General features: G+C 70.1%; 25 protein-coding genes. 12 read left to right on the forward strand and 13 right to left on the reverse strand.

Features of this window, described 5'->3' with window-relative positions; translation table 11 throughout:
- Positions 1-347 precede the first annotated feature (347 nt).
- Complete coding sequence (locus Q0R13_RS02470; RefSeq protein WP_293898953.1) at positions 348-941, forward strand: sigma-70 family RNA polymerase sigma factor; 594 nt, start codon at positions 348-350, stop codon at positions 939-941.
- 18 nt (positions 942-959) lie between these two features.
- Here Q0R13_RS02470 and Q0R13_RS02475 read toward each other — a convergent pair whose 3' ends face one another.
- The 4 genes from Q0R13_RS02475 to Q0R13_RS02490 all read right to left on the reverse strand — a co-directional run bounded on the left by Q0R13_RS02475 (position 960) and on the right by Q0R13_RS02490 (position 4840).
- The gene (locus tag Q0R13_RS02475; protein WP_293898955.1) at positions 960-2093 is read right to left on the reverse strand and encodes an ABC transporter permease; all 1134 of its coding nucleotides are present in this window, start codon (positions 2091-2093) and stop codon (positions 960-962) included.
- Positions 2090-3022: an ABC transporter ATP-binding protein gene (locus tag Q0R13_RS02480; RefSeq protein WP_293898957.1), complete on the reverse strand. Its 933-nt coding sequence runs from the start codon at positions 3020-3022 to the stop codon at positions 2090-2092. The genes Q0R13_RS02475 and Q0R13_RS02480 overlap by 4 nt, the downstream gene beginning before the upstream one ends.
- Positions 3023-3239: 217 nt before the next feature.
- Positions 3240-4205: an HlyD family efflux transporter periplasmic adaptor subunit gene (locus Q0R13_RS02485; protein ID WP_293898959.1), complete on the reverse strand. Its 966-nt coding sequence runs from the start codon at positions 4203-4205 to the stop codon at positions 3240-3242.
- Entirely contained in the window at positions 4202-4840 is a 639-nt protein-coding gene (locus Q0R13_RS02490) for a TetR/AcrR family transcriptional regulator (protein WP_293898961.1), read from the reverse strand. The genes Q0R13_RS02485 and Q0R13_RS02490 overlap by 4 nt, the downstream gene beginning before the upstream one ends.
- 239 nt (positions 4841-5079) lie before the next feature.
- Between Q0R13_RS02490 and Q0R13_RS02495 the strand changes: the two genes are divergently transcribed.
- A complete protein-coding gene (locus tag Q0R13_RS02495) occupies positions 5080-5775 on the forward strand; it encodes a M23 family metallopeptidase (RefSeq protein ID WP_293898963.1) in 696 nt (231 codons plus the stop codon).
- A 111-nt stretch (positions 5776-5886) separates the two neighbouring features.
- Here Q0R13_RS02495 and Q0R13_RS02500 read toward each other — a convergent pair whose 3' ends face one another.
- Positions 5887-6708, reverse strand: coding sequence for an isocitrate lyase/phosphoenolpyruvate mutase family protein (locus Q0R13_RS02500; protein ID WP_293898965.1), 822 nt, complete (start codon positions 6706-6708; stop codon positions 5887-5889).
- 283 nt (positions 6709-6991) lie between these two features.
- On the opposite strand from Q0R13_RS02500, the gene rpmB reads away from it, so the two are divergent.
- The gene (gene rpmB, locus Q0R13_RS02505) at positions 6992-7288 is read left to right on the forward strand and encodes a 50S ribosomal protein L28 (RefSeq protein ID WP_293898967.1); all 297 of its coding nucleotides are present in this window, start codon (positions 6992-6994) and stop codon (positions 7286-7288) included.
- 108 nt (positions 7289-7396) lie between these two features.
- Here rpmB and Q0R13_RS02510 read toward each other — a convergent pair whose 3' ends face one another.
- Genes Q0R13_RS02510 through cobT form a run of 3 tightly spaced genes read right to left on the reverse strand, consistent with a single transcriptional unit; the run spans position 7397 to position 11069 of the window.
- Positions 7397-8140: a dienelactone hydrolase family protein gene (locus tag Q0R13_RS02510; RefSeq protein ID WP_293898969.1), complete on the reverse strand. Its 744-nt coding sequence runs from the start codon at positions 8138-8140 to the stop codon at positions 7397-7399.
- A 2-nt stretch (positions 8141-8142) separates the two neighbouring features.
- On the reverse strand, positions 8143-9120 hold the full coding sequence (locus tag Q0R13_RS02515) for an esterase-like activity of phytase family protein (protein WP_293898971.1): 978 nt from the start codon (positions 9118-9120) through the stop codon (positions 8143-8145).
- Entirely contained in the window at positions 9117-11069 is a 1953-nt protein-coding gene (gene cobT / locus Q0R13_RS02520) for a cobaltochelatase subunit CobT (protein WP_293898973.1), read from the reverse strand. The genes Q0R13_RS02515 and cobT overlap by 4 nt, the downstream gene beginning before the upstream one ends.
- A 126-nt stretch (positions 11070-11195) precedes the next feature.
- On the opposite strand from cobT, the gene Q0R13_RS02525 reads away from it, so the two are divergent.
- The 4 genes from Q0R13_RS02525 (at position 11196) to Q0R13_RS02540 (ending at position 14907) form a co-directional block, all read left to right on the forward strand.
- Positions 11196-11375, forward strand: coding sequence for a DUF1328 family protein (locus Q0R13_RS02525; RefSeq protein ID WP_293898976.1), 180 nt, complete (start codon positions 11196-11198; stop codon positions 11373-11375).
- A 313-nt stretch (positions 11376-11688) separates the two neighbouring features.
- Entirely contained in the window at positions 11689-14169 is a 2481-nt protein-coding gene (locus tag Q0R13_RS02530; RefSeq protein ID WP_293898979.1) for a membrane-bound PQQ-dependent dehydrogenase, glucose/quinate/shikimate family, read from the forward strand.
- Between the two features lie 161 nt (positions 14170-14330).
- Entirely contained in the window at positions 14331-14612 is a 282-nt protein-coding gene (locus tag Q0R13_RS02535) for a type II toxin-antitoxin system RelE/ParE family toxin (protein WP_293898981.1), read from the forward strand.
- Positions 14587-14907: a HigA family addiction module antitoxin gene (locus tag Q0R13_RS02540; protein ID WP_293898984.1), complete on the forward strand. Its 321-nt coding sequence runs from the start codon at positions 14587-14589 to the stop codon at positions 14905-14907. Before Q0R13_RS02535 ends, Q0R13_RS02540 begins: the two co-directional genes overlap by 26 nt.
- A gap of 75 nt (positions 14908-14982) precedes the next feature.
- Here Q0R13_RS02540 and Q0R13_RS02545 read toward each other — a convergent pair whose 3' ends face one another.
- Complete coding sequence (locus Q0R13_RS02545; protein ID WP_293898987.1) at positions 14983-15762, reverse strand: EAL domain-containing protein; 780 nt, start codon at positions 15760-15762, stop codon at positions 14983-14985.
- Positions 15763-15919: 157 nt separating this feature from the next.
- On the opposite strand from Q0R13_RS02545, the gene Q0R13_RS02550 reads away from it, so the two are divergent.
- Positions 15920-16744 carry a thioesterase family protein gene (locus tag Q0R13_RS02550; RefSeq protein WP_293898990.1) on the forward strand — a complete coding sequence of 275 codons (825 nt, stop codon included), beginning with the start codon at positions 15920-15922 and terminating at the stop codon, positions 16742-16744.
- 311 nt (positions 16745-17055) lie between these two features.
- Here Q0R13_RS02550 and cobS read toward each other — a convergent pair whose 3' ends face one another.
- Entirely contained in the window at positions 17056-18057 is a 1002-nt protein-coding gene (gene cobS / locus Q0R13_RS02555; protein ID WP_293898993.1) for a cobaltochelatase subunit CobS, read from the reverse strand.
- Positions 18058-18134: 77 nt separating this feature from the next.
- On the opposite strand from cobS, the gene Q0R13_RS02560 reads away from it, so the two are divergent.
- Together Q0R13_RS02560 and Q0R13_RS02565 are read left to right on the forward strand one after the other, a co-directional pair.
- Positions 18135-19007, forward strand: coding sequence for a TauD/TfdA family dioxygenase (locus Q0R13_RS02560; RefSeq protein ID WP_293898995.1), 873 nt, complete (start codon positions 18135-18137; stop codon positions 19005-19007).
- A 26-nt stretch (positions 19008-19033) separates the two neighbouring features.
- Positions 19034-19498 (forward strand): VOC family protein, encoded by a 465-nt coding sequence (locus Q0R13_RS02565; RefSeq protein ID WP_293898997.1) that lies wholly within the window; start codon positions 19034-19036, stop codon positions 19496-19498.
- 132 nt (positions 19499-19630) lie between these two features.
- Here Q0R13_RS02565 and Q0R13_RS02570 read toward each other — a convergent pair whose 3' ends face one another.
- Positions 19631-20911, reverse strand: coding sequence for an MFS transporter (locus Q0R13_RS02570; RefSeq protein WP_293898999.1), 1281 nt, complete (start codon positions 20909-20911; stop codon positions 19631-19633).
- Between the two features lie 94 nt (positions 20912-21005).
- On the opposite strand from Q0R13_RS02570, the gene Q0R13_RS02575 reads away from it, so the two are divergent.
- Positions 21006-22148, forward strand: coding sequence for an aminotransferase class I/II-fold pyridoxal phosphate-dependent enzyme (locus Q0R13_RS02575; protein WP_293899002.1), 1143 nt, complete (start codon positions 21006-21008; stop codon positions 22146-22148).
- Between the two features lie 141 nt (positions 22149-22289).
- On the opposite strand, the gene Q0R13_RS02580 is transcribed toward Q0R13_RS02575, so the two are convergent.
- Positions 22290-23558 (reverse strand): amidohydrolase family protein, encoded by a 1269-nt coding sequence (locus Q0R13_RS02580; RefSeq protein ID WP_293899005.1) that lies wholly within the window; start codon positions 23556-23558, stop codon positions 22290-22292.
- Positions 23559-23636: 78 nt separating this feature from the next.
- Here Q0R13_RS02580 and Q0R13_RS02585 point away from each other — a divergent pair, with 78 nt between their 5' ends.
- Positions 23637-24638: an aldo/keto reductase gene (locus Q0R13_RS02585; protein ID WP_293899008.1), complete on the forward strand. Its 1002-nt coding sequence runs from the start codon at positions 23637-23639 to the stop codon at positions 24636-24638.
- Positions 24639-24672: 34 nt separating this feature from the next.
- Here the strand turns inward: Q0R13_RS02585 and Q0R13_RS02590 are convergent, their stop codons facing one another.
- The gene (locus tag Q0R13_RS02590) at positions 24673-26208 is read right to left on the reverse strand and encodes an acyl-CoA synthetase (protein ID WP_293899011.1); all 1536 of its coding nucleotides are present in this window, start codon (positions 26206-26208) and stop codon (positions 24673-24675) included.
- Positions 26209-26249 lie beyond the last annotated feature (41 nt).

The raw sequence follows: 26249 nt of genomic DNA on the forward strand, positions 1-26249 counted from the left end.
GAGGGCCGATTTTCGCCCTCTCATGGCCCTTCCGCTCAAACAGGCAAAATCTCGTAGTTGAAATAATTGGGTTTTCTGAATCTCTAGGGCTGCGAACTTGCGCCTCAGGCACCCTAAAAAACCTATTTCAACAACCTGCTAGAGCCTTTCTGGCTCAAGTGGACTCACTTGAACCCGATAAAAAGGCTCGACCTCCTTGGATTAGAGCGCGTCGGGCGGCGAAACCGGGATCCACTTTCGCCTGACGCGCTCTAGCAAATAAACCCGGGCCACAGCGGAGCTTCGTCGCCGCGGGCACGTTGATGTGCGGGGGCGATCGGGCCTCCGGACCCGGGAGCGGCGACAAGATGGCCTTCGATCACACGGACAGCGACGCCTTCTCCCGCGAACTCACCGCCCTGATCCCCCGCATGCGGGCCTTCGCCCGCACCATGTGCGGCGACCGCACGGCCGGCGACGACCTGGCCCAGGAAGGCCTGCTCAAGGCCTGGACCGCGCGCGCCAGCTACCAGCCGGGCACCAACCTGCGCGCCTGGGTGTTCACGATCATGCGCAACCAGTTCTATTCCGAGAAGCGCCGCTCCTGGCGCAGCCTCCCGCTCGACCAGGAGATGGCCGAGCAGACCCTGGTGGCCACCTCCGACCCGACCGCGGCGATCGAGCTGGACGAGCTGCGGCGCGCCATGCTGCTGCTGCCGGAAGAACAGCGCGAGGCGCTGATCCTGGTGGGGGCCGGCGGCTGTTCCTACGAGGAAGTCGCCGAGATGTGCGACTGCGCGGTCGGCACCATCAAGAGCCGGGTCAGCCGGGCCCGCGACCGCCTGGCCCTGATCTTCGCCGAGGCGTCCATCCCGACCGACGACATCCGCCCCAGCAGCGCCATGGCCAATATCCTCTCGCAGTACGAGCGCGCCGGCCGGGTGATGACCCTCGCCGCCTGAGGCCGCTCGCCGGCGGCCCTAGTCCAGGGTCCGCCGGTAGCGCGCCATCGCCAAGGCCGTGACTACGCAGACGAAGGCGCCCAGCGCCGCCAGCTCGCGCCACTGGTCGCCGATCCCCTGGCCCTTCAGCAGGCTGCCGCGCACCACCCGCAGGAAATGGGTGACCGGGATCGCCTCGCCGATCCACTGCGCCCAGGCCGGCATGCCGCGGAACGGGAACATGAAGCCGGACAGCAGGATCGACGGCAGGATGTAGAAGAAGCTCATCTGCATGGCCTGCAGCTGCGAGCGCGCCACCGTCGAGATCAGGAAGCCCAGCGCCAGCGAGCCGGTGATGAACAGCCCGATCCCGGCCGACAGCCCCAGCCAGCCGCCGCTCATCGGCACGTGGAACAGCGTCGCGGCCATCGCCAGGATGATGGCCGTCTGCACCAGGCCCACCATGACGTAGGGCGCCAGCTTGCCGGCCATCACCTCCAGCGGCTCCAGCGGGGTGGCGAGCAGGGTCTCCATGGTCCCGCGCTCGGTCTCCCGCGTCACGCTGAGCGCGGTCATCATCACCAGGGTCAGCGATAGGATGATGCCCAGCAGGCCCGGTACGATGTTGTAGGCGGTGATGGCCTCGGGGTTGTAGCGGCGGTGGACGATCACCTCGAACGGCTTCACGGCCTGGCCGCGCATCGCCAGGGCGCCGGTCAGGTCGTGCGCCAGCGCCTGGTCGGGCAGGGCGGCCAGGGCGGCGACCGCGCCGCTGGTGGCCGAGGGATCGGTGGCGTCGGCCTCGACCAGCAGCTGGGCCTGGTCGCCGCGCGCTACCCGGCGGCTGAAGTCGCCGGGGATGGTCACCGCGAACTGCACCTCGCCGCGCCGGATCATCTCGTCCAACTCGGCCGGGCTGCGCGCCTGGGCGACGAAGTCGAAGTAGTCGGAATTCTTCAGCGCCGAGACCAGCGAGCGCGCATAGCGGCTGTCCTCCTGCGCCAGCACGGCGGTGGGCAGGTGGCGCGGGTCGGAATTGATCGCATAGCCGAACAGGGTCAGCTGCACGACCGGGATCGCCAGCATCATCGCGTAGGTCACCCGGTCCCGCGTGAGCTGCTTGAACTCCTTGATCAGCACCGCCAGGACGCGGTTGAGCGAGAGGCCTATCATGGGATGTTGTCCTGGCTCCGGCCCATCAGCTGGATGAACACGTCCTCCAGGGTCGGAGGGACCTCGCTCCAGCGGTAGGGCTCACGCCGGTACGGCAGGATCGCCGCCTCCAGCGCCGCGCGATCGGACCCGCTGACATGGATCGCCGCCCCGAACGCCGCCGCCGTCTCGACGCCGGGCGCCTTGGAGAGCGCATGCCCCAGCTTGTCGGCGCCGGGCCCCTCGCCGTGGAAGGTGATCAGGCCCGAGGCGGCGATCACCTGCGCCGCCGTCCCACGCGCGATCAGCCGGCCATAGCTGATGTAGGCGATCTCATGGCACCGCTCGGCCTCGTCCATGTAGTGGGTGGAGACCAGCACGGTCAGCCCCTCGGCCGCCAACGCGTGGATCTCGTCCCAGAAGGTGCGCCGCGCCTTGGGGTCGACGCCGGCGGTGGGCTCGTCCAGCAGCAGCAGCTTCGGTTCGTGCAGGGTGGCCGTGGCCAGGGCCAGCCGCTGCTTCCAGCCGCCCGACAGGGTGCCGGCCAGCTGGCCACGGCGCGACGCCAGGCCCAGCCGCTCCAGCGCCTTGTCGACCCGCTCGCGGCGCCGGTCCAGGCCATAGACTCGGGCCGTGAACTGCAGGTTCTCGGCGATGGTCAGGTCCTCGTAGAGCGAGAACTTCTGGGTCATGTAGCCGGTCCGCAGCTTCACCGCCTCGGCCTCGCGGATGATGTCGAAGCCCAGGGCCTGGCCTGACCCAGAGTCCGGCGTCAGCAGGCCGCACAGCATCCGCAGCGTCGTGGTCTTGCCCGACCCGTTGGGGCCCAGAAACCCGCAGATCCGGCCAGCCTCGACCTGGATGGTCACGTCGTTAACCACATGCTTGTCGCCGAACGACTTGTTCAGCCCGTGCACGTCGATGGCCCAATTCGGCGAGGAGGGGGTCATAGGACGAACTCTCCTCTCCCCCGCGAAGCGACAGGGAGAGGGTAGGGTGAGGGTCGGCGCGTGAGAACGTGATCCGCCGTTGGTCCGGCCAGGACCCCTTCACGTCGCCGCTGCGGGCCCTTGGGTCGCCAACGGGAGAGACGGCAAGGCCCAGCCGGCCCTCTCCCTACCCTCTCCCTCTCGGCTTCGCCGGGGGAGAGGATGTGTCCTGCGCCCCTCACGACAACGGCTCCACGTCCACCGGCTGGCCGGGGTTGAGCCGGACGCTCGGCCGGGCCTCGACCAGGTAGACCAGCCGGTCGCGGGCCTCGCGGCTGTAGATCACCGGCGGGGTGAACTCCGGCCGCGGCGCCACGAACTCCACCCGCGCGGTCAGCCCCCTGGCGCAGCCGTCGCAGCTGAAGCGGATTGTGCGGCCGATGTGGTAGGCGGCCAGCTGCTGTTCCGGCACGAAGAACCGGACCTTGATCCGCGCGTCCGGCAGCAGGCTGAGGATCGGCTGGTTGGCCGGCGCCCATTCGCCGGCGTGGAAGAACACGTCCTCGACCCGCGCCTTGCCGGGCGCGCGGGGCGCCACGTCGGAGAGCCGCGCGCCGGCCCCGATCACCCCGGCCTGAGCCTCGGCGAGCCTGGCGTCGGCGGCGTGGATCTGGTCGGCTCGGGCGCCCAGCGCCGCGGCGTCGCGCTGGCGACCGGCGGCGGCCAGCTCAGCGTCGGCGGCCTGGGCGGCGGACCGCGCGTCGTCGAACTGGGCCTGGGAGTCCCAGCCCTGCCGCGCCAGGGTGGTCACCCGCCGCAGGGTGGAGGCCGCGTCGCGGGCCCGGGCCTCGGCGGCGGCGATATTGGCGTCGTAGACGGCCAGCTCCACCGGTCGCTGGCCCTTGCGCGCGTCCTGCGCCTGCGCAGCGGCGGCCGACGACTGCGCGGAAGCCTGGTCGTAGGCGGCGCGCACCTGGGCCGGGTCGACCACGAACAGCGCCTGGCCGGCGGCCACGTCCTGGCCGCGCTCGACATTGAGTGCCCGCACCGTTCCGGCGATCGGCGCGGCCAGGTAGAGCGGCTCGCCCTCGACGTAGCCGGACAGGGTGTGGGTCTTGCCCAGGCGCGGGACCATGACCAGCAGGGCGACGATCGCCGCCGCGATGACGATCAGGCCCAGGATCAGCAGGCGTTGCCGGTTCATGCGCGGGCCCCTTCCGTCAGCAGGCCGCAGAGCAGGGTCTCGATGTGCTGGCTCATCACCGCGGGCAGGTCGAACGGCGCGGCGCCCACCGGCACGAAGGTCTCGCGCCACAGCACCGCCACCAACAGGGGCGCGATCAGCTGCAGGGCATAGATCCGCGGGTCGCCGGGCTTCACCTCGCCCCGTGCCTGGGCCGCGGCGATCGCGCCCGCCATGGCGCCCAGGGCCTGGGAGACCAGCTCGTCGTGCCAGACCCGGGCGATCTCCGGGAAGTTCCGCGCCTCGCCCACCACCATCTTCAGCACCCCGCCCAGGGGCGTGGCCTCGATGACCCCGCCGATGTGGCGGGCGACGCCGCGCAGCAGGTCGGCCAGCGGTCCCGGGTGGGCCGCCGCCATCGCCTTCACCGCCGCGATGTTCGGCGCGATCGCCAGCCCGACCACGGCCCGGAAGATCTCTTCCTTGGTCTCGAAGTAGAGATAGACCGCGCCCTTCGACACGCCGGCCCGCCGGGCGATCTCGTCCAGCTTGGCCGCCGCGAAGCCCTTTTCGGAGAACACCGCCAGGGCCGCCTTGACGATCTCGTCGGGACGGTCGGCCTTCCGCCGGCGGAATTTCGGTGCGCCGATGTCCATGGTCCTAGCCTATAAATAACTGACCAGTCGGTTAGTAACAGAGCAAACAAGGGTCCGCAAGGGCCCGCCGAACGCGGGGCGGCGACCGGTCGCATGGTTAATTCGGCGCCGGCGCCTATTTTTGGCCTCGGTCCGCAGCCAGGACCCATCGCTCGCCGCGCCCCTGCGGCTTCCCCGTCCCATCCGCCCTGAAGTCCGGCGTCCGTCCGGCGAGGCGCATCTTTGAGTAAGGGTCCCGGATGATCCCCGGCCTGCGTACGCGTCTCCGACAACTGGCCCAGGATCGGCCGCTGCTTCTCCTCTCCCTCACCGCCGTGGTGGCCGCCTCCGCCGCGGCGGCGACGCCGCTGGCCCAGCCGCTAGGCCGGGCCCACCTGATGACCGCGGTCGAACGCGCGGTCGCCACGGTGACGCCGGCTGCCCCGCCGGCGATGCGGCTGGTCTGGGAGGGCATCGACCTCGACGGCGACGGCCGCGCCGATTTCGCCAACCCCACCGGCCACGCGCCGCGCGGCCACGACGCCTATGGGGAGGGCGAGTTCGGCGCCTCGCGCGATGGCGGGTCGCGCCGCCACGAAGGCGTGGACTTCCAGGCCGACGCCGGCCAGGTGGTCGAGGCGCCGATCTCCGGCTACGTCACCAGGATCGGTTTCGCCTATCCCGGCGACCAGACCCTGAAGTTCGTCGAGATCACCAATCCCGCCCTGCACTATGCGGCGCGGGTCTTCTACGTGAACCCCAAGGTCCAGGTGGGCGACACCGTCGCCGTCGGCCACCCGATCGGCACGGCCCACTCGCTGCAGCAGAAGTATCCGGGCGGCATGACCAACCACGTCCACCTGGAACTGGTGGCCGCGGACGGCGACCGCATCGACGCGACGCGGATGATCACCGCCCAGTACGAGGCCGTGCGGACGCTCCAGGGGGCCGACTAGGGTTAGATCCCCCTATTCCACTATCTTTTTGAACGTCATGGCCGGGACAAGCCCGGCCATGACGACCCTTGGGGAGGCGTAGGGCGGCGATCCATCTGAGAGTCGATCTGTCTAGCCTCCCGGCGCCAGCAGCGCCTTCAGCTCCGCACCCGTCGCCGCCCCGGCGAGCAGCGAGAACTGGCCCGTCCCGGCGATCTCCCGCGCCGCTTTCAGGAACCCGCCCCAGGCCGCCCGCGCCAAGGCCCCGCCCAGGCTGATCCGCCGCACGCCCAGGTCGGCGAGTTCGGTCACCGACAGGCCGGGCGCCATCATCAGCACATTGAGCGGCAGCGGCGCGACCGCCTTCACCGCCGCGGCGATCTCCTCGGCTGTCCGCAGCCCCGGCGCATAGAGGCAATGCGCGCCGGCGTCGGCCAGCAGGACCAGGCGGTCCAGGGTCTGGCTCAGGTCCATCTGCCGGATCAGCAGGCCCTCGGCCCGCGCCACCAGCACCGCGCCGGTCCCCTCGGCGTCGATGGCCGCCCGCGCCGCCTTCACCCGCTCGACCGCCAGGGCCGTGTCGTACAGCGGCTTGCCGGGCTCGTGGCTCATGTCCTCGATCGAGAGACCGGCGACCCCCGCATCCAGCGCGCGGCGCACGTTGGCCGCCACGCCCTCGGGCGCATCGGCATAGCCGTTCTCGAAGTCGGCGTTCAGCGGCAGGTCGGTGGCGGCGCACAGGCTGGTCAGGTGCGCCAGCATGTCGTCCAGCGGGACCTGGTTGTCGAGCCGGCCGGTGGACCAGGCGAAGCCGGAGCTGGTGCTGGCCAGGGCCGGGAAGCCCAGGGCCTGCAGCATCCGCGCGCTGCCCACGTCCCAGGGGTTGGGGATCACGAAGCAGCCCCGCTCGTGCAGCGTCCGGAACCGGGTGCGTTTCTCGGCCGCTGTCGGCATCGGGACCTCCCAAGGCAGCGCTCAATGGGGAAAGCTTGAGTGCAGGAACGGGCCCGCAACGAATCACGACCGAATCGCTGACACCCAGCAATTCAGTCTTTGTTCCCTACGACATGTTGTGGCCGAGTCGCTTCGGACCACAACGAAGTAGGGTATCGGGCCGCGACGGATCGGCCGCGTGCGAGGCTCGCCTTGACGTGCAAGGCGCCCTTCCTCTATATCGCCCGCTCTTCGCGCGGGCTCTGCCTGTCGCTCCCTATTTCTATGCGAAGGTTATCTCGCCATGTCGCGTCGCTGCGAACTCACGGGTGTCGGCCCGATGGTCGGCCACAACGTGAGCCACTCGAACATCAAGACCAAGCGTCGGTTCATGCCGAACCTGGCCGCGATCAAGGTGCAGTCCGAGGCCCTGGGCCAGAACTTCACCCTGCGGATCACCAATGCGGCCCTGCGTACCCTGGATTCCAAGGGCGGTCTCGACCCCGTCCTGTTGAAGGCCAAGGACGAGGTCCTCTCGCCCAAGGCGCTGAAGATCAAGCGCCAGCTGAAGGCCAAGCTCGCGGAAACCGCCACGGCGTAAGGCTGACCTGAGCTTCGTTCCAAAGAGGCCGCTGGAAACAGCGGCCTTTTTCATTCGCGTCAGCCCCCGGTCAGCCCCAGGCTGAGATGACGGCTGCTTGTTGGGGGCCTACTTCAGCACGCTGTCGAACAGGGCTTCCAGCTCGCGCCAGTGGCGCTCGGCGCCGTCGCGGTTGTAGACGGCCATGTCGGTAGGCACCCAGCCGTGCTTGCAGCCGGCCCAGATCGACACCTCCGCCTCGACCCCGGCGGCCTTCAGCGCGGCGGCCAGCCGGTCCTTCTGGGCCTCGTCGAAGCCCGAGTCCTGCTCGGCGCCGGCGATCAGCACCTTGGCCTTGATGTTCCCCGCCAACAGGTGCGGGCTCTTGGCGTCGTCGGTGGCCATGTTGCCGCCGTGGAATGACGCCGCCGCGGCGATCCGCTCGGGGAAGGTCCCCGCAGCTCTGAGCGAGATGCCGCCGCCCATGCAGTAGCCGGTGATCCCCACCTTCTCGCCCTTGACCTGCGGCTGCAGCGCCAGCCAGTCCAGGCAGGCCTTCACGTCGGTCATCTGCCGCCCCGCGCCCGTCGAGCCGCGCAGCTTGGTGAACAGCGCCACCGCATCGGGGTCGCCCGCCCGGGCCGCGGCGATATTCGGCGGATCGTAGGGGCCGGCGCGCCAGAACATGTCGGGCAGGATCACATAGTAGCCGGCCTGCGCCAGCCGCTCGCCCATCTCGAACATCGCCGGGCGGATCGCCGGCGCATCCATGATCAGGATCGCGCCCGGCCACGGGCCCGACCCCTCGTTCGGCGTGAACACGAAGGCGCGCGCCGCGCCGTCGTCGGTCGGCAGTATGATGTCCTGCTTCATGGTCACCTCACGCTACGCGGTCGCCAGTCGAACGCCAGGAGCAGCGTCCGCTGTTGGCTGGCGAAATTGTCGTCGGAAATCAGGTAGAAGCGGATGCTGCCGTCCGGGCGGGGCAGGGCGGCGACGCCCTCGAAATTGTCCTCGGTGGCCGGCCGGGCGATCTTCAGCAGGTCGAGGGTCTTGCCCGCGCGGTCGGTGATCAGCAGGCGGGTGGTGACCCCGGCCAGCGGGTTGAAGTCGCGCAGCAGGAAGGCCCAGCGACCCTCCGGCAGGGGGCGGGCGGAAACCAGCTTGCCCTGGCCGTCCTGGCCCGGGCGGATTCCGGGCGCGCAGCCGCCGGAGAGGCGGCAGGTCCAGGTCTCCCGGGTGTCCTCGCGCCCGGCGATATAGGCGTCGGGGCCGGTCACGGGGTCCAGCGCCAGGGCCTCCATGCCCTCGTTGCTCGGAAAGGGCGCGTCGGGGAAAGGGATCGCATGCGGCGGTCCGCCGGCGGCGGGGTAGAGCCAGATCCGATGGCGCCGTTCGAAGCTGATCATCAGGTCGCCGTTGGGCCAGAGCGCCAGGCCCTCGGAGTCGGAGTCGGTCTTGGACCCCGTCAGCGGCTTGCCCGCCAGGTCGGTGAGCGGCGCCAAGGTGACGTCGGCCACCGCGGCTAGCCGACCCTTGGCGTCCAGCACGATCCGGCCGTGCACCAGGTCGCCCTCGTCGCTGACCGCCACCATCCGCCCGTCCGGCAGCACCTCAAGGTCCGATAGGCCGTGCAGGCGGCTGGTGTCGGGCGAGGTCAGGTGCAGGCCGCCGGCGTAGCTGAACGTCCCGACCTCCACCGGCGGCGCGCTGCCCGGCAGCCACCGCGGCACGGGCTCGGCCTTGACCCGGATGGCCGGGCCGGCCTGGACCGGCGCGCTGGGCAGGGAGGCGGCTTGGGGCGCGCAGGCGGCCAGCGCGGCGAGGGCCGCGAGCGCCGCCAGCCGCCTCAAGCCGTCGCCCTCCGGACTTCCTTGAACGTCGAGCGGCGGGGCCCCGACCCTTGCGGCCCCTGGGTGTTGGGCGGCGGGGCCAGCAGGTTGGCGTTCTTGCGGGTGACCCGCCGGACCTCCTCGTCGAACAGGTCGGCCAGCTGTTCCACCATGGCGCCTGCCAGCTGTTCCACATCCACGATGGTCACGGCGTTCTTGTAGTAGCGGGTGACGTCGTGGCCGATGCCGATGGCGATCAGCTGCACCGGGCTCTTGGCCTCGATCTCGCCGATCACCTCGCGCAGGTGGCGCTCCAGGTAGTGGCCGGAGTTGACGGACAAGGTGCTGTCGTCGACCGGCGCTCCGTCGGAGATCACCAGCAGGATGCGGCGCGCCTCGGCGCGGCCCATCAGCCGGTGGTGCGCCCACATCAGCGCCTCGCCGTCGATGTTCTCCTTCAGCAGCCCCTCGCGCATCATCAGGCCGAGGTTGCGCCGCGCGCGCCGCCAGGGGGCGTCGGCGGCCTTGTAGATGATGTGGCGCAGGTCGTTCAGCCGGCCCGGCTGGGCGGGCTTGCCAGCCTTCAGCCAGTCCTCCCGCGACAAGCCGCCCTTCCAGGCCCGGGTGGTGAAGCCCAGGATCTCGGTCTTGACGCCGCAACGCTCCAGGGTGCGCGCCAGAATGTCGGCGCAGACCGCCGCCACCATGATCGGCCGCCCGCGCATGGAGCCGGAATTGTCGATCAGGATGGTCACCACGGTGTCGCGGAACTCGGTGTCCTCCTCGTCCTTGAAGGCCAGGGAGGCGGTCGGGTCGGTGATCACCCGGGTCAGGCGCGAGGTGTCGAGGATCCCTTCCTCCAGGTCGAAGGTCCAGGCGCGGTTCTGCTGGGCCAGCAGCTTGCGTTGCAGCCGGTTGGCCAGGCGCGAGACCACGTTCGAGACGCTGGCCAGCTGCTGGTCGAGATAGGCCCGCAGGCGGGTCAGTTCCTCCGGGTCGCACAGCTCCTCGGCGGCGACGATCTCGTCGTGGCCGGTGGTGAAGACCTTGTAGGTGATCGCGCGGTTGTCGCCGGAGGCGTCGGGGCGGGCCGGCTGCTCGCCGTCGCCCATGTCCGGCGGCTCGTCGCTGTCCTCGGCGTCGGGGTCGGCCTCGGAGTCCATGGCCTGGCTGTCGGCGTCCTCGGCGTCGCGACGCGCGCTTTCGTCCTCGTCCATGGCCGACTGCTGCGGGGATTGGCTCTCGCCGTCGCCGTCGTCGTTGTCGTCGGAGCTCTCGGGTTCGCCCTCCTCGCTGCCGTCCTCGCTGTCGTCGGGCTGGTCGGGGACGTCGGAGAGGTCGTCGCCCATCTCCAGGTCGCGGATGATGGTGCGCGCGATGCGGGCGAAGGCCTTCTGGTTGTCCACGGCGTCGGTCAGGCGGTCGATATCGGCGCCGGCCTTGGCCTCCACCTCGCCGCGGAACATGTCGACCAGGGCCCGCGCCATCGGCGGCGGCGGCTCCCCGGTCAGCCGCTCGCGGACCATCAGGCTGAGAATCTCGGCCATCGGCGGGGCGGCCATGGCCTCGGCCTCGTTGAACACGCGGCGCGCCCAGGCGTGGTCCATGACCGCGCGCAGGTTCGACTTCACCCCACCCATGGCATTCGCGCCGATCGCCTCGATGCGGACCTGCTCCAGGCCGTCGTAGATCGGCTGGCCGGCGCCGGAGAGCGGCCGGGTCTTGGCGTGGGCGGCCGGGTCGTGGTGGGCGACGCGCAGCGCCATCTGGTCGGCCAGCCCGCGGATGCGCGCGGCGTCGGCCGGGGTCAGGTCGCGGGGCGGGTGGGGCAGGACGGCGCGGTTGCCGGACAGCATCGGCCCCTCGCCCGAATAGACGATTTCCAGGTCCGCCGTCTCGGCGAGCGAGCGCGCGGCGTGCGCTAGCGCGCGCTTGAAGGGCTCGAGGGGGCTTTCCGGGGTCTTGGCCATGTCAGGCGCTCAATAGATCAGGCCTGACCCCGGGTGAAACAAGGAATCGTGCGCGGCGGAACGCGCGGGGCTTCGCCGGCGTTGTTGCGGCCTAGGTTGATGGGTTGTGACCCGAGGAGAACCGACATGCTGAAATGGGCCCTGATCTTCGCTGTGGTCGCCGTGATCGCCGGCGCGCTCGGCTTCGGCGGCATCGCCGGCGCCGCGGCCGGCGTCGCCAAGTTGCTGTTCATCGTCGCCGTGGTCGGCTTCCTGCTGTTCGTGGCGCTGGGGGTCTTCGCGGGCAAGAAGCTCACGGGCAGGTAGTCGAAACGCGAACCGTCCTCCTCGATGGAGGAGGGTTGGGTGGTGGTGTAGCCCCCCAAGTCACGCAGAGCCCCGGGTAGGCGCCGACCTGGGGCTGTCACCAAGGCGCTGCGCACACCACCATCCCCGACCCGTCCTCCATCGAGGAGGAAGGGAGTCCGACTTCCACGCCAGATACGCCTTCGACTTCTGCCCTTCTGGTCTTCGAACACTGCTTGCGATCATCGCGCCTGACCGGGCCAGGTCCAGCGTCCTTCATGACGCCGCCGATTCAGGCGACTAAGGTCCGCGCGCGAGTCGAGGAAAAACGGGAATGGCGTCTGACAAGGAAGCGGGCTGGCCGGCGCGCATCTGGGCCGCGGTCGGCGGCGGGCTGGTGGCGCTGGTGGGGCTGGCCCTGCTGGGCGGCGGCGGCTGGCTGATCTGGCTGCAGGGGTCGCCCTACTACCTGCTGGCCGGCGCGGCGATCGTGGCGACGGGCGTGCTGCTGGTGCGCCGCCATCCCGCCGCGGGCCTGGTTTATGCCGGGACCCTGGCGGTCACCCTGGGCTGGGCGTTCTGGGAGTCAGGCCTGGTCTTCTGGCCGCTGCTGCCGCGCCTGTTCGCCCCCGCCGTGCTGGGCGTCTTCGTCCTGGCGGTGATCCCCTCCGGTCCCCAGGGCCGCATGCGCGGCCAGGCCGGCGCGTCCGTCACCCTGGCCTCGCTGGCCTGCCTCTGCGTGCTGTCGGCCGCCCTGCCGGCCACCCTGACCTGGGGCCAGGCCGACACGCCGGTCCAGGCCCAAAGCACGGCCCCGGCCATGCCCACCGTCTCGGACTGGCGCTACTACGGCCGCGATCCCGGCGGCTCGCGCTATGCGCCCATCGACCAGATCAACTTCGACAATGTCGACAAGCTGAAGGTCGCCTGGACCTTCCGCACCGGCGAGAAACTCAACCGCGGCAGCCAGGACCAGAACACCCCGCTGCAGGTCGGTGACACGGTCTACGTCTGCACCCCCACTAACGTGGTGATCGCGCTGGACGCCGACACCGGCAAGGAGAAGTGGCGGCACGACCCGCACGTGAAGCCGTTCTTCTGGAATCGCTGCCGCGGCGTCGGCTACTGGGACGCCGCCGATCCCAAGCCCACCCTGGCCATCGCCGCCCCGCCGGCCGGCAAGGCCGCGCCCGCCGGGAAACCGGCGGACAAGCCCGTCAAGATCGCCGCCGTCGCGGTCGCCGCCAGGCCCGCCGCGGCGCCGGCGGCCGCCGCTTCGGCCAACGCGCCGCTGTGCCGCCGCCGGATTATCTCCTCGACCATCAACGCCCAGTTGTTCGCCCTGGACGCCGCCACCGGCAAGCCCTGCCCGGGCTTCGGCGTCAACGGCATGGTTGACCTCTCGGTCGGCATCGGCCCGATCAAGCGCGGCTTCTATTTCCAGACCTCGATGCCCACGGTGGTCGGTGACCGGGTGATCATCGGCGGCTGGGTGGCCGACAACCAGGAAATCGCCGAGCCCTCGGGCGCGGTCCGCGCCTTCGACGTGGTCACCGGCGCCCTGGTCTGGACCTGGGACCTGGGCAACCCGGCGATCGTCAGGCTGCCGCCCCCCGGCCAGACCTATACCCGCGGCACCCCCAACGTCTGGTCGACCCCGGCCTTCGACCCGGCGCTGGGCCTGATCTACCTGCCCACCGGCAATTCCACGCCCGACTACTGGGGCTCGCACCGCTCAGTGCAGTCGGAGGCCTATTCCTCCTCGGTCGTGGCCCTCGACGCGGCCACCGGCAAGAAGCGCTGGATGTTCCAGACCACCCACCATGACGTCTGGGACTACGACGTCCCCGCCCAGCCGATGCTGATCGACTTCCCGCTCAAGGGCGGCGCCACCAAGCCGGCCCTGGTCCAGCTGACCAAGCGCGGCCAGATCTTCGTCCTCGACCGCCGCACCGGCGAGCCGCTGACCAAGGTGGTCGAGGTCCGTGTGCCCCAGGACCCGCAGCCCGGCGAATGGCTCGCCCGCACCCAGCCCTATTCGGTCGAGATGCCGACCATCGGCGTCGAGCGCCTGACCGAGAAGATGATGTGGGGCGCCACCCCGCTGGACCAGCTGGCCTGCCGGATCATGTTCCTGCAGCGGCGCTACGACGGCGACTTCACCCCACCCGGCAGCCCGGAGCGGCCCAGTATCCAGTACCCCGGCAACGCCGGCGGCATGAACTGGGGCTCCGGGGCCTACGACCCGCGCCGCGGCCTGCTGGTGGTCAGCGACGTGCGCATGGCCCAGAGCGTGAGCCTGGCGCGCACCAACCAGCCGGAGCTCTCCCCGGCCCGCAGCAAGGACCGCCCGCCGCAGAGCCAGAACGCCATCGCCTACAAGTCGAAGAACGACTGGTTCCTAAGCCCGCTGTTCGCCCCGTGCGTACAGCCGCCCCACGGCATGCTGACCGCCATCGACCTGAAGACCCGCGAGATCGTCTGGCAGGTGCCGGCCGGGACAGCCGAGGGGCAGGGGCCGCTCGGGATCAAGTCCCACCTGCCGATCCCCATCGGCACCATCGCCCTGGGCGGCCCGATCACTACGGCCGGCGGGATCACCTTCCGCGCCGCGACCATGGACGCCTACCTTCGCGCCTACGACAACGCCACCGGCCGCGAGCTGTGGAAGGCCGCGCTGCCGGTCGCCGCCGCCGGCACGCCGATGACCTACGTCTCCCCCAGGACCGGCAAGCAGTATGTCGTCGTCACCGCCGGCGGCGCCTCCCAGAGCCCCGAAAAAGGCGACTACGTCATGGCCTTCGCGCTGCCTTAGGGGCCTTCCTTTCCCGCCGCACGCGGGAGAGGGAACCGCTCGCCAACGAGCGAGCGGTGGAGAGGGAATGCCGCCTCAACTGAGTTATTGGGACCCGTGGGGATGGAAAGTGGCAGGCGATGCGTTGCCACGCATAACGTTATGCGTTATATGGATTGTAGATGACCCGAACAATCCGTGATCCCGAGACCGCGCGAGTCTGGGCCGGCGAAAGAGCTCGCCGACTGCCGCCGGACATTCAGGACACGGCGCTGCGCAAACTCCGCATCCTGAACCGGGCCGGGCGGTTGGACGATCTACGCGTCCCACCCGGCAACCGCCTGGAGGCGCTGCTGGGAAACCGGCAGGGGCAGCACTCGATCCGGATCAGCCAGCAATGGCGGATTTGCTTCCGCTGGAATGATGGACACAGCGACGATGTCGAAATCTGCGACTACCACTGAAGCGCCCGACCTGCTCAGGAACCCGACCCCAGGTGACATCCTGATGGAGGAGTTCTTGGCGCCCTTGGCCCTCAGCCAAACGGCGCTCGCGCGCGCCATCGGCGTCTCGCCCCGCCGTATCAATGAGATCGCCCTGGGCAAGCGCGCCATCACCGCCGACACGGACCTGCGCCTCGCCCGCTACTGGGGCCTGAGCGAGGGCTTCTGGCTGGGTCTGCAGATGGACTACGACCTGATGCAGCGCAGGCGAGAGTTGGGCTCGGCGCTGGACAAGATCACGCCCCGGGCTGCATAGGGCGCTCGTTCGCGACCTGCCCTTAGAGCGTGACCGACAAAAGCGGTCCCAACCCCGGCATGGCCATCGTCCACTCTAAGCAGAGCGCGCCAGGGTCTCGGCCGGCAGGTGAACGACCGGAAGCCGCTCGAACGCCGGCTTGGCGAACAGGTATCCCTGGATATAGCGGACGCCGATGGCGCGCAGCGCGTCGAGCTCGGCGTCGGTCTCAATGCCTTCGGCGATCACCACGATGTCGAGCTTGGCGCACATCTTCACGATGGCATCGATGATGATCCGTTTGGGGAGGCTGGCGTCCAGCCCCCTGACCAGCTCCATGTCGACCTTGATGATGTCGGGTTGGAAGCGGGCCAGCAGGTTCAGCCCGGCGTGGCCGGCTCCAAAGTCGTCCAGCGCGGTGCCAAAGCCCATTCGCTTGTAGCTGTCGACGATCTTCGACACGTGGGCCGGATCCACCATCTCCTCGTTCTCGGTGAACTCGAAGATCAGTCGGTCGGTCGGGAAATCTATGGCGGCCGCGGTCTTGAGGGTCAGCTTGATGCAGGCCTTCGGCTCGTAGACGGCGTTGGGCAGGAAGTTGATCGACAGCTTGGCCGGGGTGTCCAGCAGGCCAGCCGCGGCGGCCGTCTGGATCGCCTTGACCCGGCACTGCTGGTCGAAAGCGTAGCGGTTCTCGGGCGTCACCTGGGCGAGCACGCTCTGTGCGGACTGGCCCTCGCGGCCGCGCACCAGCGCTTCATAGGCGAAGGGCTTTGCGGTGCTGAGATCCATGATCGGTTGGAAGGCCATCGAGAAGCTGAAGCCGAGCGCTTCGCCGTTTCGGCAGCCGTCGCAACGTTTGGGCCGGTTCGTCATGCCATTCTCGGAAAGCGACTGTTGTGAGAGATGGCCATATTCGGGTGAAGCAAGCGTTAGGCCGGTCAGGTCAGGGCGCCCGCCGGGAAGCCAGCGCTCCGCCTCTCTGTCACCCAACCCCTTCCGTTACCCGGCGGCGGCTGGGTACAGAGGCCGCATGACCACCACGCAGACCCACGCCATCGACCTTGTCCCCGTCGCGCCCGGGCGGTGGACCACCTTCGCCGGGCCGGAGTGGAGCAACCCGCGGGGCGGGCTCTGGGGCGGCTACGCCATCGGGCTCTGCGTGCGGGTGCTGGAGGCCGAGCCGACGGCAGTGGGGGAGGCGCTGTCGCTGACGCTCACCTACGCGGCGGGCCTGCCCTCGGGCGAGCTCGACATCCGCACGCGGCGGCTGCGGCAGGGCGGCTCGGTCGGGGTTTGGGAGGTGGAGGTGTTGCCGGCCGGCTCGGAGCAGGTGGGCGTGCACGCCATCGTCACCCTGGCGCGGCGGCCGACCACCCCGCACTTCGCCTTCGCCGCCATGCCGGCCGCTCCGGACCCGGAGAGCCTGCCGAGCCCGATCGTCCCCGGCGCCTCGCAGCACTACGGCGCCTCGGCGTTCGAGCGGCGGACTCTGGACACGTTCCCGCCGCGGGCGACCGGCGATTCGCGGACCCTGGCCTGGGTGCGGTCGCGGCGCGGGCCGCTGGACAAGGCGATGCTGGGCATGATCACCGACAATTCGGCGCCGCGGGCGATGTACGCCCTGGGCCCCGCGATCATGACCACTACCCTGTCGCTTACCGCCTATCTGCACGCCACTGCCGAGGAACTGGCCGCGGTAGGGGACGACTTCATCCTGGTCGAGTGCGAGGGCCGGGTCGGCGGCGGTGGCGCGTCCGACGAGCGATCCAGCTACTGGAGCCGCGACGGCCAGCTGCTGGCCACCAGCGAGCAGCTGGCCTGGTACCGGACGGCGCCGCCCACCTCGCCGGAGTAGCGGGCGCTCAGACCCAGCGCGTAGCGCCCTAAAAGACGGTCAACCATGGACCCACACGGACCCACACGGACAAGACGCGCTAGGACCCCCGGCCGGCCCAGCCTCTCTGGCCGAGTCCGTGTAGATCCGTGTGGGTCCGTGGTTCAAAGGGACAGCGCCTGCGGCGCGCGCCGACGCCGGCCAACGGGCAGGGCCCCGGCGCCTTCCAATCCGACGCGACGACCACCAAGACCACGATGGGGCCCGGCGATCCGCAGCACCTCAGGCTTTCCGGCGCTCTTCAGCGTTTCCGTGGTTCCCGCCTGCGGCGCCTAGGCTACCCGCACCCGCGCCGTCGACTCCGGCAGGTCGGTCCCGAAGGCGCGCTGGTAGAACTCGGCCACCGTGCCGCGCTCCAGTTCGTCGCACTTGTTCAGGAAGGTCATGCGGAAGCCCAGGCCGATGTCGCCGCCGAAGATCTCGGCGTTCTGGGCCCAGGTGATCACTGTGCGCGGGCTCATCACCGTGGAGATGTCGCCGTTCATGAAGGCGTTGCGGGTCATGTCGGCCACCCGGACCATGGCGTTGATCGTGCGGCGGCCCTCGGCGGTCTGGTAGGACGGCGACTTGCCCAGCACGATCTCGGCCTCCACGTCGTGGGCCAGGTAGTTCAGGGTGGTGACGATCGACCAGCGGTCCATCTGGCCCTGATTGATCTGCTGGGTGCCGTGGTAGAGCCCCGTGGTGTCTCCGAGGCCAATCGTGTTGGTCGTGGAGAACAGGCGGAACCACTTGTTCGGCTGGATGACCCGGTTCTGGTCCAGCAGGGTCAGCTTGCCCTGTGCCTCCAGCACGCGCTGGATCACGAACATCACGTCCGGGCGGCCGGCGTCATATTCGTCGAACACCAGAGCGATCGGCCGCTGGATCGCCCAGGGCAGCATGCCTTCGCGGAACTCGGTGATCTGCTTGCCGTCCTTCAGGACGATGGCGTCCTTGCCGACCAGGTCGATGCGGCTGACGTGGCTGTCCAGGTTCACCCGGATCAGCGGCCAGTTCAGGTGGGCGGCCACCTGCTCGATGTGCGTCGACTTGCCGGTCCCGTGATAGCCCTGGACCATCACCCGGCGGTCGCGGGCGAAGCCGGCGAGGATCGCCCGCGTGGTCTCGGGATCGAACTTGTAGCCCGGATCGATGTCCGGCACGTGGCTGTCGCGTTCGGTGAAGGCCGGAGCCTTGAAGTCGAAATCGACGTCGAACTCCTCGCGCGCGTTGACCTCCCGGTCCGGCGCGAGCGTGATCAGCTTGTCTTCGGTGATGTCAAAAGCGGCCATGGCCGGGATCGATTACAGGCTTGCCGAGCGCGACGCAAACGGGTGTTTCATGTCACCCAACGTCAGGGAGAACGGGTATGCTGCAGGACGCGCAAAGCGCCTACCGCACGATCACGGTGAAGCCACACGCCCACGGCTTCGGCGCCGAGGTGGCGGGACTGGACCTTCGAGGGCCCTTGCCGGACGACGTGCTGGCCGAGGCGAAGGCCGCCTGGGCGGCGCACGGCGTGCTCAGCTTCCCCGACCAGCCGCTCAGCCTGGACGAGCTGGAAGCTTTCACCCTGCAGATGGGCCCGTTCGGCGACGACCCCTATGTGGCGCCGATGCCGGGCCATCCCAACGTGCTGGAGGTCCGCCGCGAGCCAGACGAGACGCTGACGCCGTTCGGGGGCGCCTGGCACTCCGACTGGAGCTTCCAGCCCCAGCCGCCGGCCGCCACCATCCTGCGCTCGGAGGTCATCCCGCCGGTCGGCGGCGACACCCTCTACTGCGACGCCACGCGCGCCTATGAGGCGCTCGACCCGGCCACCAAGGCCAGGCTGGCGCCCTTGAAGGCTGTCCATTCGGCCTCCCGCGCCTATGGGCCGAAGAGCGGCTACGCCCGCGAGCTCGACCAGCGCTCCATGCCGATCATCGTCAGCCCCGAGGCCGACAAGACCCACGCCCATCCGCTGGTCCGCACCCATCCGGTGACGGGCCGAAAAGCGCTCTTCATCTCGCCGGTCTACACGGTCGGGATCGAGGGGATGGCGCCCGACCAGGGCGATCCGCTGCTGTCTGAGCTGTACAAGCACCTGACCCAGGAGCAGTTCATCTACCGCCAAGTCTGGCGCGAGGGCATGGTGGTGATCTGGGACAATCGCTGCACCATGCACAACGCCCTGGGCGGCTACGACGGCCATCGCCGCGTGATGCACCGCACCACCGTGGCCGGGGACACGCCGGTCTGACGCAAGAAAACCGAGGGGAAGAGACCATGAAGATCGCCGCGATTGGCCTTGCGGCCGCGATGTTGGCCGGGATGGGGCTCGCCGCAATCGCCCGGGCGGCGCCGCCGGCCAACCTGGCGCCCGCGAACATCTCCGGCTGGGGCTGGAACACCATGGACCTAGAGGGCCAGAAGGGCTGGTACGAGGCCAAGTTGGGCATGAAGGTGGTCCGTACCGACGACCGCGAAGGCAAGGTGTACGAGTACATCATGGGCTTCGAGGGCGCCGGGCCGCAGAGCGCGATCCTGGCCCTCCTGGCCTCGCCGCAGCGCAAGCCCGGCCCCTCCACCGCCGGACGCCTGATCCTGCGGGTGCCGGACTCCAAGGGCCTGTGCGACTGGCTGGCGACCCAGGGCGTCCCCGCCCGCCTAGTCGCCCCCGGCGCCTATTTCATCGCCGACCCCGAGGGCAATCCCATCGAACTCTACACGCCGCCCGCACCGGCCAAATGAACCCGCTCATCCCGGCGAATGCCGGGACCCAGATCCAATAGCTTGGGGGTGCGTTGGAAAGACGCCGCGCTCATAGGCCCCACCGCTCCGCCGTCCCATCTGGGTCCCGGCATTCGCCGGGATGAGCGGATTCTATTCGCCGTATCTCGCCTTCAGCGGGATCAGCCCGCAGAGGCTCAGCACCGCGGCGGCGGCGAGGTATGCGCCGACCGGCGCCGCGCCGCCGGTCTCCGACAGCTTCTGGGCCACGATGGGCGCCAGGCCGCCGCCCAGGATGCCGCCGATGTTGAAGGCGATGGAGACCCCGGTGTAGCGCAGCTGCGGCGGGAACAGGCTGGGCAGGTAGGACCCGAGCGGCCCGTAGACCAGGCCCATCATCAGTAGCGCCGCCGCCATCCAGGCCCAGACCAGGCTGAGCGACCCGGCCACCACCATCACCCCCATGGCCCCGCCCACCACCACCGTCCCGACGCAGCCGGCGATCAGCACCTGCCGAGGGGTCGCGCGGTCCGCCGCGATCCCGGCCACGACGATGCCGCCGGCCATGAACAGCATTGCCAGCAGCTGCGCGCCCAGGAACGCCTCGCGGTCGTACTTCAGCGTCCCCACGCCATACCCCAGCGCGAAGGTCGTGGAGATGTAGAAGATCGCGAAACAGGCGATCACCGCCAGGGTCGCGCCCAGCAGGGCCAGCGGGTGGCGCCGGAACACCTCGACGGTCGGCACGGGGCTGGTCTCGGCCGCGGCGAGCATCTTCTCGAAGGCCGGCGTCTCGCCGATCCGCAGCCGGATCCACAGCCCGATCCCCACCAGGCCCACGCTGGCCAGGAACGGCAGCCGCCATCCCCAGGCCTTGAACTGCTCGGGCGTGAGGACCAGGCCCAGGATCAGGAACAGGCCGTTGGCCAGCAGGAAGCCGGTCGGCGCGCCCAGCAGCGGGATGCTGCCGAACCGCCCGCGACGGCCCGGCGGCGCGTTCTCCACCGCCAGCAGCACCGCCCCGCCCCACTCGCCGCCCAGGCCGAAGCCCTGGCCGAACCTGAGCACGCACAGCAGGAACGGCGCCCACCATCCCAGCGTCGCGTACCCCGGCAGGAACGCCACCAGCACCGTCGAGGCGCCCATCAGCAGCAGCGAGGCCACCAGCGTCGACTTGCGCCCGATCCGGTCGCCGAAGTGTCCGAAGAACGCCCCGCCCAGCGGCCGGGCGAAGAACGCCACCGCGAAGGTCGCGTACGCGCTCAGCAACTGCGCCGAGGCCGACGCCTTGGGGAAGAACAGCGGCCCGAACACCAGCGAGGCGGCTGTGCCATAGATGTAGAAGTCGTAGGTCTCGACCGCCGTGCCGATCATGCTGGCCGCCAGCACGCGCCGCGTCGAGGCGCGCCCCGCGCCGGGTCCGGTTGCCGCCACTGTCGTGTTTCCCCTCGTTGGCCCCGCCTTCGCCCTCGCCGCGCCCGCGGTCAAGCCGCTTGGCGCCCGCGTCGCCAGCGGCTAGGGCGGACCGATGACCGCGGCCGTCGACCCCTTCCACGCCATCTCGATCAGCGGCCTGGCGCACAGGCTGAAGGCTGAAGGGCGTTCGATCCTCCACATGGAGTTCGGCCAGCCCTCCACCGGCGCGCCCGCCGCTGCCGTGGCCGCCGCGCATGCGGTGCTGGACACCGACGGTATGGGCTATTGGGAGAGCGCGCCGCTCAAGGCCCGCATCTGCCGCCATTATGCCGAGACCTATGGCGTGGCGGTGAAGCCCGGCCAGATCACGCTGACCTGCGGCGCGTCGCCGGCCCTGGTGCTGGCGCTGTCGGCCACCTTCAACCCCGGCGACGTCATTGCCATGGCCCGGCCCGGCTATGTCGCCTACCGCAATACGGTGAAGGCGCTGCACATGGTCCCGCTGGAGATCCCCTGCGGCGCGGAGAGCCGGTTCCAGCTGACCGCCGCCACCCTGGCCGCCCTCGATCCCGCGCCGGCCGGCGTCATCCTGGCCAGCCCCGCCAACCCGACCGGCACGGTGATCCCCGGCGACGAGCTGGCTGCGATCGCTGAGGTCTGCCGGACGCGCGGCATCCGCATGGTCTCCGACGAGATCTACCACGGCCTGACCTATGGCGAGCCGGCCCACTCGATGCTGGAGTTCGAGCCGGGCGCCATCGTCGTGAACAGTTTTTCGAAATACTTCAGCATGGCCGGTTGGCGGCTGGGCTGGCTGATCGTGCCGCCCGCCGAGGCGTCCCGCGCGGTGGCCTATATGGGCGCCCTGTTCCTGACCGCGCCGTCGCTGGCCCAGCACGCCGCCCTGGCAGCCATGGACTGCCACGACGAGTTGCAGGGCCACCTCGCCACCTACCGCCGCAACCGCGAGCTGCTGCTGGAGGCGTTGCCGGCCCTGGGCCTGGAGAAGATCGCTCCGCCCGACGGCGCCTTTTACATCTACGCCGACGTCGGCCGCCTGACCGACGACAGCCTGGCCTTCTGCAAACAGCTCCTCCAGGACACCGGCGTCGCCGCTGCCCCCGGCATCGACTTCGACCCCGTCGACGGCCGCCGGTTCATCCGCCTGAGCTTCGCGGTCTCCACCCCGCAGATCGAGGAGGCCATCCGCCGGCTGGTTCCGTGGTTCGCGGCGGCCTGGGCAAAGGCCGCCTGATCCACCCCCGCGTGTCATCCCGGTTTCGCGGCCCGCGAAGACCGGGACCCACGACCGGACACCGCGAGGCCGCGGCGCGGAGCTTGATCGTGGGTCCCGGTCTTCCGCTGCGCGGAAACCGGGAAGACACCCGTTGGAAGGTCAGGGCGTCCGGTACACCTTCCCGTCCTTCATCACGAATCGCACGTCGCGCACCGCCGCGATGTCCCGCGTCGGGTCGCCGGCCACCGCCACGAGGTCGGCCAGCGCCCCCGGCGCCACGCGACCCAGCCTGCCCTCCTGACCCAGCAGCTTGGCGTTAACCGCCGTGGCCGCGGTCAGCACGTCGATCGGCGCCATGCCGTCGCGGACCATCCAGTCCAGCTCCCGCCAGCTTTCCCCGTGCCCGAACACGCCCACGTCGCTGCCGGCGCCGATGACGACGCCCAGCTTCATGGCCAGCCGGAAGGTCTCCGCCGAGCGCGCCATGCCCGGCGTCGGCCGCCCACCCGGCGTGTAGGCGTGGGCATATTCCGAGGTCGCGGCCACCGCTGCCAGGGTGGGCACCAGCGCCGTCCCCTTGGCTTTCATCAGCTTCAGCGTGTCCTCCGACGCGTCATAGCCGTGCTCGATGGTGTCGACGCCGGCCACGACCGCGCGGCGGATGCCCTCGGCGCCGGCGGCGTGGGCGGCGACCGGGCGGCCGAGATCGTGGGCGGTCTGCACCAGCACCTCCAGCTCGTGCTGGCTGAAGGCCGGCCGCGTCGAGCCGTCCGGGCCGATCCGGTAGTCGGCGTAGACCTTGATCCAGTCGGCCCCCATGGCGGCCTGCTCGCGCACCGCCGCCACGATCTCGGCGTCGCCCGAGACCTCCTGCGCCCCCTGCGGCAGGTCCATGTCGGTGCGGAAGCCTTTGCGCGGCCCATAGGCGCCCCGGGCCACGATGGCGCGGGTGACCACGAACAGGCGCGGGCCTGGGATCACCCCATCGGCGATGGCCTTCTTGAGCGACACGTCCGCGTCGCCTGCGCCCTCGGTGCCCAGGTCCCGCTCGGCGGTGAAGCCGCTCAACAGGGTGCGCCCGGCGTCGCGGCCGGCGCGCAGGATGCGGTAGAACGGCGCCTCCTTCAGCACCTGATCGTCCCACGCGGCCTCGTTGTAAGGGTGCAGCAGCAGGTGCGAGTGCAGCTCGATCAGGCCGGGGATCAGGGTGGTCCCGGGCAGCGCCACCACCGTGGCGCCGACCGCTGTGACCTGGGCCTTCGGACCTACGGCGGCGATCGTCTGGCCCGCGACCAGCACCACCCAGCCGCGGTGCATGGGCTCGCCGGCGGTCCAGACCGCGTCGGGCTGCAGCAGGTAGCGCGTGGGTTCGGCGGCCGCGCGGCCGGCCAGCAGCAGCGCCAATGCCGTAAGGAAAACTCTGAGCATCGCCAACTCCTACACCGCCCGCGCTTGACGCGGCGCCCCCCGGCGCCGTCTTTCGCGGGGCCGCAACAGGAGACGCACATGCAGACACGCCGGATCGGTCCGTTCGAGGTTTCGGCCATCGGCCTGGGGTGCATGAGCCTGAGCCACGCCTATGGCTCACCGCCGCCCCGCGCCCGGGCCGAGGATGTACTGCTGGGCGCGCTGGACGCCGGCTACACCTTCTTCGACACCGCCGCGGTCTACGGCATCGGTCACAACGAGAGCCTGGTCGGCGAGGTGCTGAGCCCGCACCGCCACAGGTTCACCCTGGCCTCCAAGTGCGGCCTGACCAACGCCGAGGGCACCGAGCGCGGCCTCGACGGCCGGCCGGAGACCATCAAGGCCCTGTGCGACGTCAGCCTTCGGCGGCTGAAGACCGACGTCATCGACCTCTACTACCTGCACCGCTGGGACCGCCGCGTGCCGATCGAGGACAGCGTCGGCGCCCTGGGCGAGCTGGTGGCGGCCGGCAAGATCCGCACGATCGGCCTCTCCGAGGTGTCGGCGGAGACCCTGCGCCGCGCCCACGCCACCCATCCGATCACCGCCCTGCAGACCGAATACTCGCCCTGGACCCGCAATCCAGAGCTGGGCGTGCTGGACGCCTGCCGCGAGCTGGGCGTGGCCTTCGTGGCCTTCTCGCCGGTGGGGCGCGGCTTCCTGGCCGGCGAAGGGCACGATCCGGCCAAGCTTGAAGATAGCGACTTCCGGCGCGGGATGCCCCGCTTCCAGGGCGGGGCCCTGACCGCGAACCTGAAGCTCTATGCGGCCTTCGCGGCGATCGCCAAGGACGCCGGCTGCACCACCGCCCAGCTCTGCCTCGCCTGGCTGCTACACAAGGGCGACGACATCATCCCGATCCCCGGCACCACCAACCCCGCCCACATGCGCGACGACGCGGCGGCGGCGGCCATCGCCCTCACGCCCGACATAATCGCCAGGGTCGACGCCACGGTGAACGGCCAGACGGTCACCGGCTCGCGCTACGCGCCGGCCATGCAGTCCGCCGTGGATACCGAGAAGATGCCGAGCGAGGCGTAGCCTTCCACTCTCGCCGCGCGGGAAGGGAACGGCCTCAGATCCGCCGTTCCAGCCCTGCCCAGAACGGCTCCCTGAGCTTGCGCTTGAAGATCTTGCCCGAGTCCTCGCGGGGCAGGTCCGCAGCTAGTTCCACGCGGCGGGGCAGCTTGTAGCCCGCGACCCGGCCGCGCAGGTAGGCCTTGACCGACGCCTCGTCGATCTCGGCGCCGGGGCTGGGCTGGACCACGGCGCAGACGCCCTCGCCGAACTCCTCGTCGGGGATGCCGAACACCGCGCAGTCGGCGACGCCGGGCATCTTCAGCAGTTCGGCCTCGATCTCGGCCGGATAGATGTTCACCCCGCCGGAGATGATCATGTCCTTGGCCCGGTCGCAGAGGTAGAGGAAGCCGTCGGCGTCGAAATAGCCGATGTCGCCCGGCGCGATCAGCCCGGCCTTCTCGGTGTCGCGGCGCTTCTGGTCGTCGCCGTGATAGGTGAAGTCGTTGATGCCGGGCGAGCGCGACACCACCTCGCCGATCTCGCCCTGCGGCAGCGCGTTCCCGTCCTTGTCGATGACCATCACCCGGCTCTCCGGGATCGCCTTGCCCACCGTGCCCGGGTGGGCCAGCCACTCGGCGCTGTTGCAGGACACCACGATCCCGGTCTCGGTGGAGCCGTAATATTCCTCGATCACCGGCCCCCACCATTCGATCATCGCCCGCTTGATCGGCGGCGGGCAGGGCGCCGCGGCGTGTACGACGAACCGCAGGGACGAGAGGTCGTACTTCGCCTTGACGTCCTCCGGCAGCTTCAGCAGCCGGTGGAACATAATCGGCACCATGTGCAGGTGGGTGACCTTGTGGCGCTCGATCTGTTGCAGCAGTTCCTCGGCGTCGAACCGCGGCTGCAGGATCGCCGTGGCCCCCACCCGGGCGGCGAACAGGCCGTAGGCGTTGGGGGCGGAGTGGTACATCGGTCCGGTGATCACAGTGACCATCTCGTCGGGCGCTCCGAAGCCCGCGAAGCCGAACCCGCGCAGCAGGATGCGGCCATAGACCTCGATCTGCTCGGCCGTCGGCGGATGGCGGCGCACGCCCTTCGGCCGGCCGGTGGTGCCGGAGGTGTAGATCACCGTCCCGCCGCCGGTGGATGGCGGGCCGGCATAGGGCTCAAAGCCCTCCAGCCACGCGTCCCATTCGAGCATCCCGGCCGGGGTCGGCGGCGGGTCGATCCCATAGCTCTCGGCGATCTCCGGCGGCGTGGGGACCACCAGCACCGGCACGCCAGGCGGCAGGGCCGAGCGGATCGGCTCGATCAGGTCGGCGTGGATGACGATGGCCTTGGCGCCAGAGTTCTCGAACAGATAGGCCGCCTCGTCTGGGGTGTAGTGCCAGTTCACCGGGGTCGCATAAACGCCCAGCAGGCTGGCCGCCGCGCTGGCCTCGATGAAGGGGAAGTCGTTGCGCAGGTAGAGGGCGATCAGGTCGCCCTTGCCGATGCCCAAGCTGGCGAGGCCGCTGGCCGCCCGCGCGGCGCGCGCCTGCATCGTGGCCATGTCCATGCGCCGCGCGCCGCTGATCAGTTCGCCCATGGTGTTCCGTCCCGCCGCACGCTGCCGGTGCCTAGAACGAC

Origin of the sequence: Phenylobacterium sp. (assembly GCF_025351295.1) — a bacterium.
Taxonomy (GTDB): Bacteria; Pseudomonadota; Alphaproteobacteria; order Caulobacterales; family Caulobacteraceae; genus Phenylobacterium.

Bases quoted from the DNA above. Each gene is read 5' to 3' on its own strand.
- Q0R13_RS02565 (WP_293898997.1), top strand. From the start codon at position 19,034: ATGAAGATCGCCGCGATTGGCCTTGCGGCCGCGATGTTGGCCGGGATG.
- Q0R13_RS02540 (WP_293898984.1), top strand. From the start codon at position 14,587: ATGTCGAAATCTGCGACTACCACTGAAGCGCCCGACCTGCTCAGGAAC.
- Q0R13_RS02485 (WP_293898959.1), bottom strand. From the start codon at position 4,205: ATGAACCGGCAACGCCTGCTGATCCTGGGCCTGATCGTCATCGCGGCG.
- Q0R13_RS02535 (WP_293898981.1), top strand. From the start codon at position 14,331: ATGACCCGAACAATCCGTGATCCCGAGACCGCGCGAGTCTGGGCCGGC.
- rpmB (WP_293898967.1), top strand. From the start codon at position 6,992: ATGTCGCGTCGCTGCGAACTCACGGGTGTCGGCCCGATGGTCGGCCAC.
- Q0R13_RS02470 (WP_293898953.1), top strand. From the start codon at position 348: ATGGCCTTCGATCACACGGACAGCGACGCCTTCTCCCGCGAACTCACC.
- Q0R13_RS02580 (WP_293899005.1), bottom strand. From the start codon at position 23,558: ATGCTCAGAGTTTTCCTTACGGCATTGGCGCTGCTGCTGGCCGGCCGC.
- Q0R13_RS02500 (WP_293898965.1), bottom strand. From the start codon at position 6,708: ATGCCGACAGCGGCCGAGAAACGCACCCGGTTCCGGACGCTGCACGAG.
- Q0R13_RS02495 (WP_293898963.1), top strand. From the start codon at position 5,080: ATGATCCCCGGCCTGCGTACGCGTCTCCGACAACTGGCCCAGGATCGG.
- Q0R13_RS02490 (WP_293898961.1), bottom strand. From the start codon at position 4,840: ATGGACATCGGCGCACCGAAATTCCGCCGGCGGAAGGCCGACCGTCCC.
- Q0R13_RS02525 (WP_293898976.1), top strand. From the start codon at position 11,196: ATGCTGAAATGGGCCCTGATCTTCGCTGTGGTCGCCGTGATCGCCGGC.
- cobS (WP_293898993.1), bottom strand. From the start codon at position 18,057: ATGGCCGCTTTTGACATCACCGAAGACAAGCTGATCACGCTCGCGCCG.
- cobT (WP_293898973.1), bottom strand. From the start codon at position 11,069: ATGGCCAAGACCCCGGAAAGCCCCCTCGAGCCCTTCAAGCGCGCGCTA.
- Q0R13_RS02480 (WP_293898957.1), bottom strand. From the start codon at position 3,022: ATGACCCCCTCCTCGCCGAATTGGGCCATCGACGTGCACGGGCTGAAC.
- Q0R13_RS02585 (WP_293899008.1), top strand. From the start codon at position 23,637: ATGCAGACACGCCGGATCGGTCCGTTCGAGGTTTCGGCCATCGGCCTG.
- Q0R13_RS02545 (WP_293898987.1), bottom strand. From the start codon at position 15,762: ATGACGAACCGGCCCAAACGTTGCGACGGCTGCCGAAACGGCGAAGCG.
- Q0R13_RS02590 (WP_293899011.1), bottom strand. From the start codon at position 26,208: ATGGGCGAACTGATCAGCGGCGCGCGGCGCATGGACATGGCCACGATG.
- Q0R13_RS02575 (WP_293899002.1), top strand. From the start codon at position 21,006: ATGACCGCGGCCGTCGACCCCTTCCACGCCATCTCGATCAGCGGCCTG.
- Q0R13_RS02530 (WP_293898979.1), top strand. From the start codon at position 11,689: ATGGCGTCTGACAAGGAAGCGGGCTGGCCGGCGCGCATCTGGGCCGCG.
- Q0R13_RS02560 (WP_293898995.1), top strand. From the start codon at position 18,135: ATGCTGCAGGACGCGCAAAGCGCCTACCGCACGATCACGGTGAAGCCA.
- Q0R13_RS02550 (WP_293898990.1), top strand. From the start codon at position 15,920: ATGACCACCACGCAGACCCACGCCATCGACCTTGTCCCCGTCGCGCCC.
- Q0R13_RS02510 (WP_293898969.1), bottom strand. From the start codon at position 8,140: ATGAAGCAGGACATCATACTGCCGACCGACGACGGCGCGGCGCGCGCC.
- Q0R13_RS02475 (WP_293898955.1), bottom strand. From the start codon at position 2,093: ATGATAGGCCTCTCGCTCAACCGCGTCCTGGCGGTGCTGATCAAGGAG.